The organism is Microbulbifer maximicatervae (SeqCode) (assembly GCF_052468155.1).
The window spans coordinates 4,097,516-4,112,299 of sequence record NZ_CP174335.1; the positions used below are offsets into that span (position 1 = coordinate 4,097,516).

Here is a 14,784-nt window from a genome sequence, read left to right on the forward strand (position 1 = left end):
GCAAATTTTTGATGACGGCTTTTGTGTGTGTTTTGCAAAAAGGTGACAGCGGAAATATGTCCGATGCAGCCGTTGGTTATATTTCTGCTTGCTCAGTACTAAAAGCCTCTTTACTACCAATAAATACAACGACAAGAAGAATGATATCTATAACTACACTTGATATAGAACTTGGGATTTGAGCAGCCATTAGCATACTACTATCAGCTTGGGAGTATATGATTGCCTGAACAATAGCCCATATAACTGATACACCAATTGCCACATAAAATATCCGAATGGAAAACTGCTTCGCCATTAGTAGAAGAATACCAGATAAAAGGTACAATGCAGCGACGACCAAAGAAATTAAACCTAGAACCGCCGCCCATGATTTATACCATTCAGGGTGTTCAAACTGTTCTTCAATGCCTTCGAACATTTGAGACATATCAATTTTTTGCTTTTCTCCATCCTTTTTAATTTCCCAGCTCATTTCAGGTACACTCTTTCCATCTGGAGTTTTGCCTTCGCTGAAGCTCGTCATCATTTCTTTTTGCATTTCAATCATTGATGGTATCGCTATCTCTTGAACGCCTGCTAAGACACCTAGTATTCCGAAGATTATTGCCAATACACCAACCACTGTTGCCCAAGTAGGCCTTTTCATTTACTTCTCCGATCCTTGAAAAGATATAACGAAGCTGTAGAAAAACAGTTTTAGAAAAAGCTGTCACTCCTCAGGTTCCTCCAATCAAAATTCCGGTCTAAATTTAGCGATACCACTAAATTTCTTTCATTGTATTAAATTTTGGCGCCTTGAGGCCCCTAATTTATACTCAATCAGTGGATACTGCCATATCTCATCAACTTTTCTATGTTATGCACCAAGCAGAACATCTGCCATTGTCTCTGAACCTTACTTTTTCCTCGTAGCGAGAAGCGATTCAATCGCTTGTTGGTACCAGTGTTCCCGAACACTGGCTCGACAACAGACATTCGATGTCCATAAATGGACTTGCCTTCGATACTATCAACCCGCTTTTTCATCCAGTCAGTGGCTGTCCGTCCGTTTGTCCAAGTTAGGGATACTTGCCTTCCGTGTCCTTTTCGAGAGCTGGCAGAATCCGGGTTTCTCATACACTGATTTTTAATGCTGCATCCCCTGCAGTCAGTGAAGCGCCCTTCGAACAATAGCTTTTTCTTACCTTCACTAACAGGCTCTTCCTTTAATAAAAGCATAGATTTTCCTGCCGGACAGATACAGGTTTTCTTTTTCTTATTGAATGTAAATTTACTAGCAGGGAAAGTCTGCTGGACATTAGCCCTACCTTTTTGTTTATACTTGCAATACTTGGCTTTTTGCTTAGCAAAAGCTTTATCACGTGAACGGAATTTATTGTCAGGTATGTAGGCATTGATGCCGCTCTCTCGCAGGTAGCTGTAGTTAGCGTCGTTGGAGAACCCAGTATCAGCAGTAATGATGACCTGTTTGGCCAAGATGTCTTCATCTATTCCTATATGCTGATAATGGCAACTGATGCCTTCGAGAATAGGCTTCAATGTATGATGTTCTTGCCCCTCACCAAAGGCCTGTGCTTCAACACCTATCTGATGCTTCCTATCAACTGCGGCAACGCCGTTATAGCCCTGGATGGTTCCCTTGCTGGTAGTCATCTTAGATGATTCATTGTCCATGATATTACTTTTTACTTCTTTAGGGTTTTTACCTTGTCCCATCCTGGGGGAGTGATTCTTTAAGAACTGATCAATTTTATCAAAGTGTTTCTGAAGAGTATCCGCCGCTTTAGCTACCGCTTGTTTTCGCTCTTTTTCTTTAGGCTTCCTGCCATCAAGCCTCTTGTGCTCTTTGAGGCAATATTTGATCTTCTTGCGAATTTTTCCTGCTTCTGTTCTAGTTCTTTAAACGTTCCCGAATGTTCTTTGCTGGCATTGGATGGCATCTTGCATCCATCTATTGCAAAAAGTTCGTTGCCAATCAGCCCCTGCTGATCGCAGACCAGTAGCACTTGCTCAAACACCGACTCAATCACATCAGGATAACTGCTTACGAAACTCGCAATACTAGTAAAATGTGGAACTGTATCGCATGACAGTGCTTTGAAGAGGATATTGTTCTCACATTGCCATTGAATTTCACGGCTTGAGGTAATACCTTTTGAGTAAGCAAACAATATGATTTTCAGGAGGATAGCCGGATCATGAGCGGTTCGCCCGCCGCAATCATCTTGATATTTTTTATGGAATACAGAGAGGTCGATATGGTCATCAATCAGATGATGAAGTGTAAACTCAAAGGTTTCAGGTTGTAGTTGTTCTTCGAAATTGATGACGACCATTGCATCTTAGTTGTAATCGTAACGTTTGAAATTGGGCATATGGATAATCTCGGCATCAAGACCTCCATTTTAACAAAAAAGCTACCTTTTAAGAGTTTTTCTACAGTCTGAAGGCAAAAAGCAGCGGTTTATTCGCTGCCTTTGATTGTTATACATTACCACTTGACAGAAAGAGGGTCGCCATCTGAACACATATCTTTTTCGACTTTATTTGCATGTATTTTATTTTTTTCTCCATTAGTAATTTTGTATACAGAAACTTCACAGCGCTGTAAAGCTACGCCTACAAAGATATTACGCTTCCCTCCGATACGCTCATTAACAACTATATATTCCTCACCTTTTTCAGGGACAAACGAAACGAAGTCATAACATCGCTTAGCCCAACCACTATTGTACCAACTTACAATAGAGCCTGTGGCCAATTCCTGGCCTGGCTCTACATAAATACTTTTGCTTGCCCCTAATTCATCTACAGCAGAATATGTACTCCCCTCTTTGCATACCAAAGGAAAGCCTTTTAATGGAACTCCTTCATAGGACTCATATTTAATATCAGCACTAAATGTTATTTTCGCGCTACCCGTTTCATTACGATCTTCATGGGAAGGAAAAGCTGCTGCGTAACCAGACTCTGAGAACGGCCTGGTGGTGCAAGCGTATAATAAGAAAATAATAAAAAATATTGGTATTTTAAGTATTGATTTCATGTCTGGCACCTATAATGAGGGTGTAGAAAAACGCAGCCCTCTTTTTGTATTGTGCTTCTACGTAAAAAAATAGCCTACTTATCAGTGAAAGATAAACCAGAAATCACGTAGAACCATCATTTATGGTTGATATTCTATCATATTCGAGAGGGCAAATATATACATTAGTTTTTCAACAGCCTGAACGCCCAGCGCAGGAGCAGCCAGCGCGGAGCGCCTTTTGTGTTAATGTTTGAGCGCCAGCGAGTAACACAAAAGGTGCGTAGCGTTGGCTGTCGCTCTGCCGCTGCTTGTTAGCAGTTGGTCGTTACCTCATGAAAGAGCTGCTGCTCAAGAGTTAGGGGGGCCATGAAATCACGAACAAAGCTTTCCCTTAGCTCTATATTTGAGCTGACCCACCAATTTGAATCTGCAATGTGCTTCTTTAGCAATTGAGTTTCAATGCGGCTTTCATCTGCTAATTGCCACTCCAACCATTCTTTACGTTGTTTCTCATTGCAGTTTGCAAGCAATAAATCAAAAATTTTGAAAGCCAATCTACCCGTATAAGGACTACCCTGAGCTTCTTTCAAGCATGAATTTTTATCAAATTTTACGGCCATCATGCTTTTATGGAGAGCTAGAAGCTCCCAATAGTTATCAATTTCTAGTTTCATGACTAAGACTGCTAACGTCGTACTCTGGGGAAAACCTGAGCGTAGCGTAGGTTTGTCCCTAGCAGCACTTTGTTAGGAGCTCCACACATCACTGAGCCCTGAACACTGAATTGCAGCTTTTTTCTAGTGGATCAACATTATTCCTCACGAGCTCGATTTTTTCTCGCATATTTCTCTTATACTCTTCATGGCTTACCTCCCCCACTATATAAACCCACTTCTCCCAGTCTTCGTCTGAGACTGGCGATCTGTTAATCTCTTTCCAGAACATCTCATTGGCCCCAATCTCGTCTGAGGCTAAAAGTTCGAGAATATCTATTACATTTCCTTCCGTGAGAAATCTAAAAGCTGCGTCCACAATAAAATCAGCAGTCGGTGTTTCCTGGCGGAGCTCTTCATCATATAGCTTTTTAAAATTTTCAAATTCTTGACCCATCGAGACTCCTAACGTCCGGCTCTACGGCTGGTAAAAGTGGAGGCGAAGCCGGAGCTTTTACCAGTCCGACAGCAGCCGCTTGTTAGCTTATGGGTCGATTAGCGAATTTACCTACACCCCTGCCACCAAGTTTATATCCCGAATACACAACGAACATTGCTAAGATGGAGTACAAGACTACAAAAGTTAATTCTAGCTGGCCTTTGATCAGGTAACCTACATACAACCCAGTTACTAAAATCAACAAATAGTGGGTGTATGTCATCGAGTTTCTATTCTTTCTCCCGCAATAAATACCTGCCAAGAATGGGAACAACATTCCTACTGCAAAGTTAATCATTTTTACTGTTAGTTTATCTGGATCTGGTTCATTTAATGGGAGATTATTTCCTAAGACCCTATCAGCAGTATAAAAAACCGCGAACGCTAAAATTGTTGCAAAGTATCCACCGATGCTAATAACTAGACTGCCAAATAGCCCTCTGAATTTTACTGTGCCCTTTACTTTTTCAGTCATTTCCATGTTCCACTTCATCCCCATTTATGTTTTATGTCAGTAATGTATCTCAAGTTCAAAAAAAGCTAACGCCCGCAACACCGGGCCGTTTGGAGCGCAGCGGAAAACGGGACCGCGTGCTTGCGTTTGTTATACGAAAACTGGTTGCTGGTTTGCATATCCCCATACCCTGTAACACCCATTTTCTATGGAGTATGGGATATTGTACTTTTTCAGAACAGTTGCTATAAAGCCACTGAAGTCAGTAATTCTATCACTCAAAAGATTGCCCCTTCGCTCTCTTTTGAATGGGTCAATATCCATCCACTCGATACAGTTAGATTGACCATAGCGAACCCATTCCCAATCAAGCAGCGAAAACCCAGGCATTGCCTCTAAGTCTCGTAGATATTTAAGCCTTACTTGAGGCTCGAAATCACTGTTACTTGTAATGGCATTAGCGAGTTCTCGCCACTTTGTTTTGTTCATATACGAAACAAGGCGCCGCTCTTCAATAAATTTTAGTGTTTCTTCGTTCATTGCCTACGTATAACGCCTGGCTCAGCCGCCGCAAAAAATGGCGGTTGTTTTGCAAGATTTTTGGCAAAACAAGTGACGGTTTTTGCGGTCGGTTGCAGCCACTTGTTAAGCCTTTTCTATTGCGGGGCCATAATCTAAGCCAAGTAACAATTTCGCAGTAGCCTTAGAAAATGAGCCACCATAGTAAAGCTGTTCATTTGGATCTGTAAATATGTATAGATTGCTCTGAGAATCCACCAGAACCATAATATTTTGATGGTGAGCACTAGCAATAGCCACTAGGTGGCCAACTTTACCTTCCCATTCTTCACACATGCCATCGGCTTCGTAACGAGGCCTTGAATAGAATTCGATATCACTCGCTGCACACTCTCTACCTGGCCCAGTTTCTCCGACAGATAATCCTCCATACTCTTTGAGGATTTTCACTGCGGCTGAGTGTGGTCCCGTATCGATATCACTTAGGTCCTCTAATTCGATATTTCTACCTTCATACCAACCAGCATCTACAAATAGTTTATTTAGATATTCTTCCGTATTCATCTCGATCTCGGTAGAGGCTTAACGTTGCCAGCAAGGGCAGCCGAAGCGGAGCGTAGGCTGTCCAGCCCAGCCTCCGGCTGGGCGATCTTGCCTGGCCTGGTTATTGCTGGCGCGCACAGAACGACCTACTTGCTCTCTGCCAGCCACCTTTGGCTGGCCGCTGCCCAATATTTACGAGGAAAGAATACCGCAATTTCCCAACTAATTCCTATCTTACTGGCACCCCACGAAATTGCTGCGGACTGCCTCTTTTTACAGCACCTGAGCGAACGCTCTAGGAGCGAAACTGCTTGAATAGCAATCAATAAAAACTGCTCAATAATGGGTGCTATTTAGTGGCACAAAATCTTCAGTTACTACGAAAAATTAATAAAACCGACCGCCACAATAACGTCGCTAGCAAGGGCAGCCGAAGCAACGCGTAGGCTGTCCAGCCCAGCCCCGAAGGGGTTGAGCGAGCTTGCCTAGCCTGGTTATGGCTGGCGCGCTCGGGACCGACTACTAGCACTTTGCCAGCCATAGTTTGGCTGGCCGCTGCCCAATATTTACGAGGGAAGAATACCGCACTTTCCCTAACCAATTCCTATCTTACTGGCAATCCGCGAAATTGCAGCGGACTGCCTTTTTTTACAACACCCGAGCGAACACTCTTGGAGCGAAACTGCCTGAATAGCAATCAGTAAAATTGCTCAATACCAGATGCTATTTAGTGGCACGAAACCTTCAGTTACCGCGAAAAATCAATAAAACCGACCGCCACAATAACGAAAATAGATATGCGGAACCGTTAAGAAAGTTGGCAGTGCCTTTGTGCAAGCAAAGGGAATGACAATTTTTAGGTTTCCGCATAATCGGGTTGTTATTTGTTGCTCGTGGCACTGTGTACAAATCCACTACAAATATCTTTCTTTTATTGTCTACCACGATTCGGAGAGAGAAACTAGCAGCACTAGGTTCGCGGCCTTGCTTCGAAGCGGCTGCGCCGTCCGCATTAACTTCGTTATGCGAGCGTCGCTGAAGCTTCGAAGCTTACATGAAGGTCGAACCGTTGGCTATGGGCTTTCCCGCCAATACTGTTTTTTTATACAGCAACCTAATAATTACCTGCTATTCTTTATTGAACCCCCGCAAAACTGGAGCGAGCGACCAATAACGTTGCCAACAAGGGCGGCCGAAGCGTAGCGTAGGCCGTCCAGCCCAGCTCATAGCTGGGCGAGCTTGCTTGGCCTGGTTATGTGCTGCTGTGTCATCCATGGCTTCCAGACTTCAACATAGATTCAAATAAAATTATTAAAAAAGCGCCACTTATAACTGGTAAAATTATTCCGGAGATAAGAAAAATAACAGCCAATGAGTGACTACCCATCTTATAGCGTCTATAACCCTCCATGAACGGATACAAGAAGAATCCTATTAGCACGCTATACAAGATGAACTCCGGGACCTTCAGTAAAGCTCCGCCCCCTAACCTTTCTAGGCCCAGGAGATAGATTATTGGATAAAGCAAACCGGCCATGACAAAAACAACTATTAGGTAAAGCCATTTACTCAAAGTTCATATCTCTTCGTTGAAGCACATAACGCCCAAAGCAGCGAGCGCCGCTTTTTGGCGTCCGCTGCCTTTGTTTGTTAACAGTTACTGCTCTAGGTAGCTGCATTTAGAACAGTGCAATTTTCCCAAACTAAAACCTGCCGGAAGTTTACTTAGATACACTGGCTTTGATGGAGAAGTACAGTTTGGGCACACCGGTTTATCTGGGTCAACTTTAACCGCAGCCGAAAAATTGGGGTTACCGGACTCACAATTCTCTTTCCACTTTTGAATTGCACCATTTAATGCTTTATCCATGCACCAACTAGCTTGCGTGAAATCGACCTCATGGACAAACGCATTCATTACTCCTCGATCGAAAACACCTCGTGACACACCTTTATGATGCAAGATCATTATTGGCAGTGATTTGGAGTATGCCAAAGCTCCCTCAATATGATTCCACTCAGTGGGCAATGATAAGGGAGAATCTATGTCGAAATCTTTGATTTTCCCCGACTCCATGATTAGTTGAGGATAACCAAGGATAATAGCTCCTTGGCATTGATCCATTATCTCTAGAACTTCATCAAGAGGGGCTTTACTTGGGTAGTCGGTTGAACCCAAAGTTCTTGGACTTAGTCCTAAGTTGGCTAACGACATTAGAAATATTTTGAGCCCTTCTTCAAACTCAGGAGAAACCCAAGTGGGGCGACTTAAAAATATATGCACGATCTCTCCTATGACTGTTAACGCCCACAGCAGGGGCGGCTTACCTTATGCGCCTTTTGCGCGAAAATGGGAGCGAAGCGACCCGCGCAAAGGTGCACAAGGTAAGCCGTCCCGCGGAGACCCGAAGGGCCGTAGCAAACTGCCTGTGATTGTTAGGCATGAATCACCCACTATGGCTGGATATTTACCTCCAAGCGAATGGGCCAACTATCTCGTGGTGGGTTTGGAAACCTGTTATTCGCAAACCAGATAGCCACGCACGATGAATAATGGTTTATGGGGCGCACCTCAACCATTTTAGCCTTGCCGTCCAGATCTATAGTAGCAACTAGCTGATAGTATCCTGAGGTTGCTCTAATTTTTGTTGAAGCTTGAAAGCACTCTCTATCGGCGTCCCACGCACTTTCCCGCACCAATTTCTCGTACTTCTTTCCCTCTTCAGATTGCATAGCCGCTTCAGCAAACAGAATTCGTGCGTCGAAGTTTTCAGCACAAACTGCAATTGAAAAGACAAGAAGTATCAGCAACCACAATAATTTCATACTGGTTATTGCCTAACGTTGCCAACAGGGGCTGCCGAAGCGTTTGCGTGCGAAGCGCGCTGCGTAGGCAGTCCAGCCTAGCCCCACAGGGGCTGGGCGAGCCTGCTTGGCCTGGTTATAGCTGGCGCGCACTAAACAACCTACTTGCTCTCTGCCAGCCAACTTTGGCTGGTAACTGCCCGATAAATTTACAGGGAAAAATACCATATTTTCCCCACCAATTAACTATCTGATTGGCACTCCACAATGGTGCAACTGACTTGCAGGGGTTGTTGGCTTAAAACGAAGGCACTTGAACGAAACTGGGGTGCCAGTTTGCAGGAAAACTCTCTGGCGAAGCGTGTTCAGGTAAAGATTGTTACTTGCAGCAACTACAAACCATCTAAAAATTGACCGCCACAATAACGAAAATAGATATGCGGAACCGTTAAGAAAGTTGGCAGTGCCTTTGTGCAAGCAAAGGGAATGACAATTTTTAGGTTTCCGCATAATCGGGTTGTTATTTGTTGCTCGTGGCACTGTGTACAAATCCACTACAAATATCTTTCTTTTATTGTCTACCACGATTCGGAGAGAGAAACTAGCAGCACTAGGTTCGCGGCCTTGCTTCGAAGCGGCTGCGCCGTCCGCATTAACTTCGTTATGCGAGCGTCGCTGAAGCTTCGAAGCTTACATGAAGGTCGAACCGTTGGCTATGGGCTTTCCCGCCAATACTGTTTTTTTATACAGCAACCTAATAATTACCTGCTATTCTTTATTGAACCCCCGCAAAACTGGAGCGAGCGACCAATAACAGTTAATTCAAAAGAAGCGTCTTTATATCACCCTTCTATATAATTCTACTCACTTCTTTCAAGATAACCTCAAAAACCCAATAATATCAAAAAGTTAAGAGCTTTGACATAATTCTCAACAGGTAGATATAAAGCAGGCGCTATATATCTACCTGCTTTTTCTGCTCTTAATAACATTATCAACCCTATAAAAATCAAAGAGATAGATCGTCATTTCCAGAAATAGGAGAAGCTTCTCTTGAATTCTGATATATAGAGCAAGCCTCAACTGTCTTAACCTCCTTTATTCCCGGGCAACTAACCGTGCGCTTAGTCTCAAATAGCTCTATCGCTCTTACCTGGCTTACGCTGCTCAATGACAGGCTCCGTCAACTATTCACCACCTGCTATCTTGCTTTAAGCAGCAAAGCTGAAGCTGGGGGGAGGAAGTGGTTATGTCTGTCATGTGCCGTTTAGCCCTTTTGGCAGTAGTTTTTGTAGATCTGATGGGTCAGGGATTGCTGTTCCCGATCATCAATGAATTGGTTATGTCGACAAAATTCCAGTTCCTACCTACTGATACGCCACAATCAACTCGGCACTTGTACTATGGAATTGTGATCGGCAGCTTCTTTCTGGCGTGGTTTATTGGGTCCGTATATATCGCCAAACTGTCTGACAGTATCGGACGCAAAACTGCCATGGTGCTGTGTCTGGTGGGGGCTATGGCCGGATACGCGATCACTGTTCTCTCTTTGCTAAGCAATAGCCTTTGGCTTCTTATTCTAGGACGAGTGATCAGCGGCTTTACTGCGGGAAACCAACCTATTGCTCAAGCAGCAATGATTGATGCCAGCCAAAGTGAGCTGGAAGCCTCCAAGAACCTAGGGTTATTGGTAGCCGGAATGAGTGCTGGGGCTGTAGCTGGGCCGATTATGGCAGGAGTCCTGGCAGACAGGGAGCTATTGGGGAGCATAGCCAGTATCCAACTGCCCTTTTACTTTGCTCTGGTACTTGTCGCTATTACTTTGTTTTTGATCCTGACCTTTTATCACGATACCCGGCAAGCCCCGATGAAGCTTAGGCTTCGCTTTCTGGATCTATTTACTCAGTTTATACATCTAAAGGACCGCCCTCGGGTTGTCCGACTTTGCCCTGCCTACCTCTGTTTCATGCTGGTGCATCTCAGCTTTTATATATTTATCACAAACTATTTAAGCAGTAGATTCCAAGCCGGCCTGCTAATAACCAGTATGGCCATGCTGACTATGGGTATTGCGGTGGCAATTTCCAGCCTCTTTATGGTCAAGCCTGTTTTGTCCCGCTGGACTAAACCCCTGGTAGTTACAGTTTCCGCCTTAGTGATGGGAGCGAGCGCGTTAGTCTTCGTATTCAGCAGCTATATTTGGCTATGTTATCTCAGTGTGTTCTTCGCGTACCTTTGCTTTGGGCTCGCTTACCCCGCCCTCTTGAATATATTCGCCAATAGTGTCGATGAAACGGAACAGGGTTGGGTAATGGGAATAGCTACTGCGGGCTTCACGCTGGTAGCAAGCTTGATTTCGCTCGCGGGGGGCATAGCAATGGAAGTTGATATCCGCTTACCGTTTTACATTACAGCAGCTGCATCGATATTAGTATTTGTTTTAATCCGCTGGAGCTGGCGCAAACTCCCTGGCGTAGCAAAGTGAAAAACCAGGCAAATATGTAACCGACCTACTCTGCCAGTGACACCAGACATGGGCCCATCAGGATAAACTGAAAGGCCCATAACTTTAAATCTCGCCCCTCATTAGTTAATGAATCGCCTGCTCTCTAGCTAATCCACAGTCTACAGGGTTATTTACCTCCACACTTAAATCTAGAATACGGGCGATCCACCATATAAATGGCTCAACCTGACCGCTTAAGGTGCAGCTACCTGTACAAATATCATCAAGCAGCGACTGAACATCGTGAAGCCGCAAGGCCGTGACAGACCTCTGGTTTCTTAGCGTTACTGAGCAAAAAGGAACGCCGTTGGCCGAGAGATCACTCAAGGTTACTTTGCCGCCATCAATTAAAATTCTCACCGGCTCAAACTGTTCAGTAACACTCACAGACAAGCACAAGTTGGGCACAGGGCTGGATAGTCGATTGATATATTCCTGCAGGAAGTTAGAAAAGGTATTTGCCCACTCACCAATTTCAGCGAGGGCTTGCCCCAAATCCATAGCCTCCTCTTTTGTTTCCTGGGATTGAGCATCAACCTCTTTTTCAGCCTCAATAAGAGCTTCCACAGTCCTATCAACATCCTCCCTCGTGTGAGCTGCCGAGCAGATCAACCTCAGGCGGCCACGGCCGCTCTCAACTATCGGGTAAGTGACAGCCGAGGTTTGAATACCGCGCTGATAAAGCGCTTGGACTATCCCGTATAGTTTATCTTTATCCTTAAAATGGGGCGTGATAATAGGCCCATCACCTGTTCCCAAATCGTATCCGGCCTGCTCAAATTTCCGGCGCATATAGCGGGTCGTATCCCACAATCGATCGCGCAGTCCATCGTCAGATTTAATTCGACGCAAAGCAGTCAATGCGGCTGCAATATCTGCAGGACTGATAGAAGCCTGAAAGATATATGCCCTGGCTGAGGACCTCAGCAAGTCAACGTACTCCTTACTCGCAGCAACCACACCCCCAAGGCTACCGAGCGACTTACTGAGTGTTGTCATAATAAAGTCAACTTGATCAGTAATATCTTGAGCCGCACAGATACCGGCACCACGCTCACCATAAAAACCGAATGAGTGTGCCTCATCAACTAAGGTCAAGGCGTTGTATTTCTTTGCTGCACGTACGATTTCAGCTACCGGCGCAGCACCTTCCCCCATACTGTAAACGCCCTCGAGAACCACTAGCGTCGTTCGGTAGGGAGACGCTTCAGATTCCAGCACCGACTCCAGATCAGAGGCATTATTGTGTTGGAAAGTTCTAATTTTGGCACCACTGAGACGGGCACCGTCAACAATTGAGGCATGGCAAAGTTGGTCTATAACCACAACATCATCTTTACCTAATATTCCTGCCACCACCCCAACATTGGCCGTATAACCCGTTGGAAACAAGCAGGCTCCTGACTTGCCTACCAAATCAGCAAACTCCGTTTCAAACTGGAGATGAAGGTCCGTCAGGCCCGATGCGGCCGCTGAAGTACCCATTCCTGTTCCGAAAAGCTGTACAGCAGATGAAGCCTGTTCGATAACTTCTTTATCTCTATTCAGGCCAAGGTAGAGATTGGTCGTCCAAATAATCGCTTCCTGGGTATCATCGTTATAAACATCGGTAACAGTGCCGTGCGTCCCACTACCTGTCCGTAAAACCTTACTGTAAGGATTCCTCTTCTGATTGTTAGCCATGGCTATCACCGCCTGTACCAACTTACTTTTGTCAGAAGCAGACCAAGATGACGCGTTTGCGGCCTGAAAAGTTGGGTGGCTCAACTGGAGCTGGGACTGGAAGTTAGCCAACGCATCAATTTCAGACTTGGTAACCTCATTAGCTGACTCACTACTGATCCTGCCTTCCGTCAAATCAAGCATATAGCCAGCCAATAGCTTCGGCGTGGGATAATCGAAGATTGTTTGCGCAGATAGGGGGTGCCCAATGCAATGACTCAACCGGCTGGCCAATTCTAATGTTGTCAGCGAATCCAGGCCCTGCTTGTCGAAGGCTATCTCTGGGCGCACAACCTCCGGATCTGGGTGGTTCATAATGGAAGCCATCTCACCGCGGATAATCGAAGTAAAAATTGTCTCGCTGTCTACTGATAAACCTGCGAAGTGCTCGCCCATTCCACTGCTTTGATTAATATCATCGTTTGCAGCCAAACTGCTTTCAGTTGGAACGACAAGCTCCGCTTCAAGGAGGGCTAACCGTTTGCGATCCAGCTTATTGTTGGGTAGCAGGGGTAACTCTTGCAGATGCTTGACAAACTGGGGGACCATATATTTAGGAAGGCGCTGTTCAAGAAACTCTTTTACTGCTACTTCGGTAATTGTCTTTTCGCTAGCAACAATATAGGCCACCAGAATCTTCTGTCCCGCCCCGCCATCAATAACGGTAGTAGCGGCAGCATCAACGCCCGGTATAGACTCAATTGCCGATTCTATTTCTTCAAGTTCAATTCGATAGCCCCTAATCTTCACCTGGCAATCGGCGCGCCCCAAGTATTCTATTTCTCCATTTGCTGTCCATCGGCACAGGTCTCCCGTTTTATACAAGCGCTGATCGGAAATTCGGGAGTTGGAAGCTTGCTGTATAAAACGCTCCTCGGTCAGATGCTCATCATTTAAATAGCCCCGAGCTAGCTTATCACCAGACAAATACAACTCTCCCTCCTCGCCGGGAGCAACTGGCTCTAATCTCTCATCCAAAATATATGCGCGTGAACTTGAAACCGCCCTTCCAATCGTAATTTGGTCGCTATCGGGGCTAACCTCTGTATAAGTTGAGTAAACCGTGTCCTCTGTGGGGCCATAAACATTCACTATCCGCAGTTGTTCAGCCCCCGCATATATTTGCTCGACCAGGGATTGCTTCAGTACTTCACCCCCAAAAATCAGGCAGCGCACTCCCTGAGGCAATTTGTCTATCGAAAGTAAAGCCTGAACCGCAGATGGAACGGTGATACAAGTTCGCACTTGCTCTCTAAAGGGAAGTTTTGGCAGTTCCAAAATATTCTTCGACAATATAACTCGGCCGCCCAGAGAGAGAGTCCCGATAATTTCCATCACCGAGGGATCAAAGCAAACTGAGGTCGAAGCCAAAACGCCTTCTAGCTCTCCATCACTCAACAGCTCACTCATGGACTTACTGAGAGCGATAAGGCTTCGGTGTTCGATAGCAACCCCTTTCGGGCTTCCAGTAGAGCCGGATGTGTAAATTACATAGGCTAAATCACTCGTTTGCGCTCTGGTATGTTCCGGTAAAAATTCCGGTGCCTGCTCTCGCAACTCATCGATCCATACCAGTTCTTTCACGCCAAGACACAAGTTTGCGTTTTCGTCACAATCGACGATTGCTGCGGCAGCTCTGGAGTGCTCGAGCATGTATCGCACCCGCTCTAACGGATAAGTTGGGTCCAGTGGGACATAAGCACAACCTGCGCGCATTACGCCAAGTAGAGCCGCGACCAGCTCCCAGGATCGACTCATACAGACACCAACCAAGGAACCAGGCTCAACCCCTCGATTTACCAAATCAGCGGCAATCCCATCGACACGTTTCATCAGGCGAGCGAAACTTATTTCTGTGTTGCCATCGATAATAACGACTTGATCAGGATTCTTTAGCTTTTGTCTTTCGATCAAATCGCAAACTGTATCTCCTGATGATACAGCGCCCATTTCTCCCGATTCAAAATCTAAGGACTGGGCGTTATGTTTGTTTATTGAGCTGCACACTGAACATTACCTTTTATACTTATTAAAATCCGAAAACTAACTTTC

Annotated in this window: 12 protein-coding genes and 1 pseudogene; 1 reads left to right on the forward strand and 12 read right to left on the reverse strand. The window is 45.2% G+C overall.

Going from position 1 to position 14,784, the window contains the following annotated elements; all coding sequences use genetic code 11:
- Positions 1-76: 76 nt before the first annotated feature.
- From ACJJIY_RS17440 to ACJJIY_RS17490, 11 genes and pseudogenes are all read right to left on the reverse strand, one after another.
- Positions 77-649, reverse strand: coding sequence for a hypothetical protein (locus ACJJIY_RS17440; RefSeq protein WP_445358492.1), 573 nt, complete (start codon positions 647-649; stop codon positions 77-79).
- A gap of 173 nt (positions 650-822) precedes the next feature.
- Positions 823-2,339, reverse strand: a pseudogene (locus ACJJIY_RS17445) (transposase).
- 155 nt (positions 2,340-2,494) lie between these two features.
- Positions 2,495-3,049: a hypothetical protein gene (locus ACJJIY_RS17450; protein ID WP_444897050.1), complete on the reverse strand. Its 555-nt coding sequence runs from the start codon at positions 3,047-3,049 to the stop codon at positions 2,495-2,497.
- A 293-nt stretch (positions 3,050-3,342) separates the two neighbouring features.
- A complete protein-coding gene (locus tag ACJJIY_RS17455) occupies positions 3,343-3,705 on the reverse strand; it encodes a hypothetical protein (RefSeq protein WP_444897049.1) in 363 nt (120 codons plus the stop codon).
- An 88-nt stretch (positions 3,706-3,793) separates the two neighbouring features.
- A complete protein-coding gene (locus ACJJIY_RS17460; RefSeq protein ID WP_445358493.1) occupies positions 3,794-4,141 on the reverse strand; it encodes a hypothetical protein in 348 nt (115 codons plus the stop codon).
- An 82-nt stretch (positions 4,142-4,223) separates the two neighbouring features.
- Positions 4,224-4,658 (reverse strand): hypothetical protein, encoded by a 435-nt coding sequence (locus ACJJIY_RS17465; protein ID WP_413662917.1) that lies wholly within the window; start codon positions 4,656-4,658, stop codon positions 4,224-4,226.
- Between the two features lie 129 nt (positions 4,659-4,787).
- Positions 4,788-5,177: a DUF6678 family protein gene (locus tag ACJJIY_RS17470; protein ID WP_444897047.1), complete on the reverse strand. Its 390-nt coding sequence runs from the start codon at positions 5,175-5,177 to the stop codon at positions 4,788-4,790.
- Positions 5,178-5,282: 105 nt separating this feature from the next.
- On the reverse strand, positions 5,283-5,720 hold the full coding sequence (locus ACJJIY_RS17475; protein WP_445358494.1) for an SUKH-3 domain-containing protein: 438 nt from the start codon (positions 5,718-5,720) through the stop codon (positions 5,283-5,285).
- A 1,636-nt stretch (positions 5,721-7,356) separates the two neighbouring features.
- Complete coding sequence (locus tag ACJJIY_RS17480) at positions 7,357-7,983, reverse strand: hypothetical protein (protein ID WP_445358495.1); 627 nt, start codon at positions 7,981-7,983, stop codon at positions 7,357-7,359.
- Positions 7,984-8,153: 170 nt separating this feature from the next.
- Positions 8,154-8,525, reverse strand: a complete 372-nt coding sequence (locus ACJJIY_RS17485; protein ID WP_444939361.1) for a hypothetical protein — start codon at positions 8,523-8,525, stop codon at positions 8,154-8,156.
- Positions 8,526-8,537: 12 nt separating this feature from the next.
- Positions 8,538-8,732, reverse strand: a complete 195-nt coding sequence (locus ACJJIY_RS17490) for a hypothetical protein (protein WP_445358496.1) — start codon at positions 8,730-8,732, stop codon at positions 8,538-8,540.
- Between the two features lie 1,021 nt (positions 8,733-9,753).
- Between ACJJIY_RS17490 and ACJJIY_RS17495 the strand changes: the two genes are divergently transcribed.
- On the forward strand, positions 9,754-10,989 hold the full coding sequence (locus tag ACJJIY_RS17495; RefSeq protein WP_445358497.1) for an MFS transporter: 1,236 nt from the start codon (positions 9,754-9,756) through the stop codon (positions 10,987-10,989).
- A gap of 105 nt (positions 10,990-11,094) precedes the next feature.
- On the opposite strand, the gene ACJJIY_RS17500 is transcribed toward ACJJIY_RS17495, so the two are convergent.
- Positions 11,095-14,646: an amino acid adenylation domain-containing protein gene (locus ACJJIY_RS17500; protein WP_445358498.1), complete on the reverse strand. Its 3,552-nt coding sequence runs from the start codon at positions 14,644-14,646 to the stop codon at positions 11,095-11,097.
- Positions 14,647-14,784: the final 138 nt, after the last annotated feature.

Excerpts from the sequence above, each read along its gene's own strand:
- ACJJIY_RS17440 (WP_445358492.1), bottom strand. The coding sequence starts at position 649 with ATGAAAAGGCCTACTTGGGCAACAGTGGTTGGTGTATTGGCAATAATC.
- ACJJIY_RS17450 (WP_444897050.1), bottom strand. The coding sequence starts at position 3,049 with ATGAAATCAATACTTAAAATACCAATATTTTTTATTATTTTCTTATTA.
- ACJJIY_RS17455 (WP_444897049.1), bottom strand. The coding sequence starts at position 3,705 with ATGAAACTAGAAATTGATAACTATTGGGAGCTTCTAGCTCTCCATAAA.
- ACJJIY_RS17460 (WP_445358493.1), bottom strand. The coding sequence starts at position 4,141 with ATGGGTCAAGAATTTGAAAATTTTAAAAAGCTATATGATGAAGAGCTC.
- ACJJIY_RS17465 (WP_413662917.1), bottom strand. The coding sequence starts at position 4,658 with ATGACTGAAAAAGTAAAGGGCACAGTAAAATTCAGAGGGCTATTTGGC.
- ACJJIY_RS17470 (WP_444897047.1), bottom strand. The coding sequence starts at position 5,177 with ATGAACGAAGAAACACTAAAATTTATTGAAGAGCGGCGCCTTGTTTCG.
- ACJJIY_RS17475 (WP_445358494.1), bottom strand. The coding sequence starts at position 5,720 with ATGAATACGGAAGAATATCTAAATAAACTATTTGTAGATGCTGGTTGG.
- ACJJIY_RS17485 (WP_444939361.1), bottom strand. The coding sequence starts at position 8,525 with ATGAAATTATTGTGGTTGCTGATACTTCTTGTCTTTTCAATTGCAGTT.
- ACJJIY_RS17490 (WP_445358496.1), bottom strand. The coding sequence starts at position 8,732 with ATGGTATTTTTCCCTGTAAATTTATCGGGCAGTTACCAGCCAAAGTTG.
- ACJJIY_RS17495 (WP_445358497.1), top strand. The coding sequence starts at position 9,754 with ATGTCTGTCATGTGCCGTTTAGCCCTTTTGGCAGTAGTTTTTGTAGAT.